This is a genomic window from Limosilactobacillus reuteri subsp. simiae (assembly GCF_020784875.1).
Taxonomy (GTDB): Bacteria; Bacillota; Bacilli; order Lactobacillales; family Lactobacillaceae; genus Limosilactobacillus; species Limosilactobacillus reuteri_H.
In genome coordinates this window covers 12,472-14,237 of record NZ_JAJGUI010000115.1, presented here as the reverse complement: position 1 = coordinate 14,237, position 1,766 = coordinate 12,472, and the positions used below count along the sequence as shown (strand labels likewise).

The following is a 1,766-nucleotide window of genomic DNA, read 5'->3' as shown; positions in this document are numbered from 1 at the left end:
TTCTACAACAATTGGGGTCATACTTACTACTTCCAAAAAGATGGGTCACGTTTAGACAATGGTTTTTATAATAATTGGGGTCATACCTATTACTTTGGAGAAGGAGGAGTACGTTTAGACGATGGTTTCTACAACAATTGGGGTCATACTTACTACTTCCAAAAAGATGGGTCACGTTTAGACAATGGTTTTTATAATAATTGGGGTCATACCTATTACTTTACTGGAGATGGATCATTAGCACAAAATACTAATGTATGGGCTTATGGGAGCCAGTACCATGCTGACAACGCTGGAATTGTCTCTCCAATTTCTATTTATAATAACAAAATAAATAGCTATATTATGAATAATAATATAAGTCCAGCTAATATTACTTATCAAAATGTTATACCAGATGTAAGTAATCATGTTTATAGTGAAACTTCAGATGGGAAACCTAATATGATTGTTGTTCATGAAACAGCTAATCCTAATGATAGCATTCAAGGTGAAATTAATTATGAACGTAATCATTATAACGAGGCCTTTGTTCATGCCTTTGTAGATGCTAATAGTATTATTCAGATTTCTACAACAGATCATGAAGCTTGGGGTGCAGCATATCCTGCGAATGGTCGTGCTGTTCAATTTGAACAAGTTGAAGTATATGGTACTTGGAACTTTGCTCGTGAATTAGTCAATGCCGCCTACTATACTGCATTTAATATGCATAAATATGGATTAACACCATCACTAGCTCAATCTAATGGAACTGGTACCCTATGGTCACATCATAATGTTAGTCAATATTTAGGTGGAACAGATCATACTGATCCAGATGGTTATTGGAGTAGAAATGCAAGAAACTATTTTGGAACTGGATATACCATGAGCGATTTTCTGCAACTAGTAAACTATGAGTATGCTAAATTAAGTTAATTTAATAAGGAAGGCGTTGGTTTTAAGCTAACGTCTTTTTAAGTTACAAATATATTTCAAAAGTTATCCTTTAATAACAATTTTTGAGAACGTCTATTTATCTGAAAACATGTGGTAGGATAGATAATGTTATAAATAAAAAAGGAGTTACAGATTAATGAGTGTTTATAAACATTATAAGATGTTTAAAAAAGGTAAAAACTGGTGCTGCATGGCAATCGCAACTTTGTCAGTAGCAATGGGAGCTTTATCGATTTCACAACATAATGTTAATGCAGATACTACTGAAACCGATACGAGTAGTATTTCAACAAACACTGAAGATACACAGAATTCAAGTGAAAATACAGTGACATTAACCACATCTGCACAAAGTCAAGATTCACAAGTAGATGCAACTGATATGGCGAAATCAACGGAAAAAGCAAATACGACAAATGATTCTCACAACCAGAATGTAGAAGATTCAACTCAAAGTCAAATTCAGCCTTCTATAGCAAGTTATGTAGCAGTTTCTCCTAAAGCAAACGATTCCGCTTCACAAAATGGTTGGCAAACGACAGACGGAAGTAGTTATTATTATAGAAATGGACAAAGATTAACTGGTCAGCAAAACATTGATGGTAAAGATTACTATTTTAATGATCAAGGTCAGCAACAAAAAGATTATTTCTTGAATCAAAATAATCATACATATTATTTCCAGGCAGACGGGACTCGACTAAATGATGGCTTCTACAACAATTGGGGTCATACTTACTATTTCCAAAAGGATGGTAGTCGTTTAGACAATGGTTTCTATAATAATTGGGGCCACACCTATTACTTTGGAGAAGGTGGCGTAC

General features: G+C 34.1%; 2 protein-coding genes. Both read left to right on the top strand.

The window, feature by feature from the left end; translation table 11 throughout:
• Nucleotides 1-921: peptidoglycan recognition protein family protein (locus LMC10_RS10185; protein ID WP_229269753.1), on the top strand; the 921-nt coding region annotated here is incomplete at its 5' end.
• 157 nt (nucleotides 922-1,078) lie between these two features.
• Nucleotides 1,079-1,766 (top strand): KxYKxGKxW signal peptide domain-containing protein (locus LMC10_RS10180; RefSeq protein WP_229269752.1); only part of this gene is annotated, 688 nt, incomplete at its 3' end.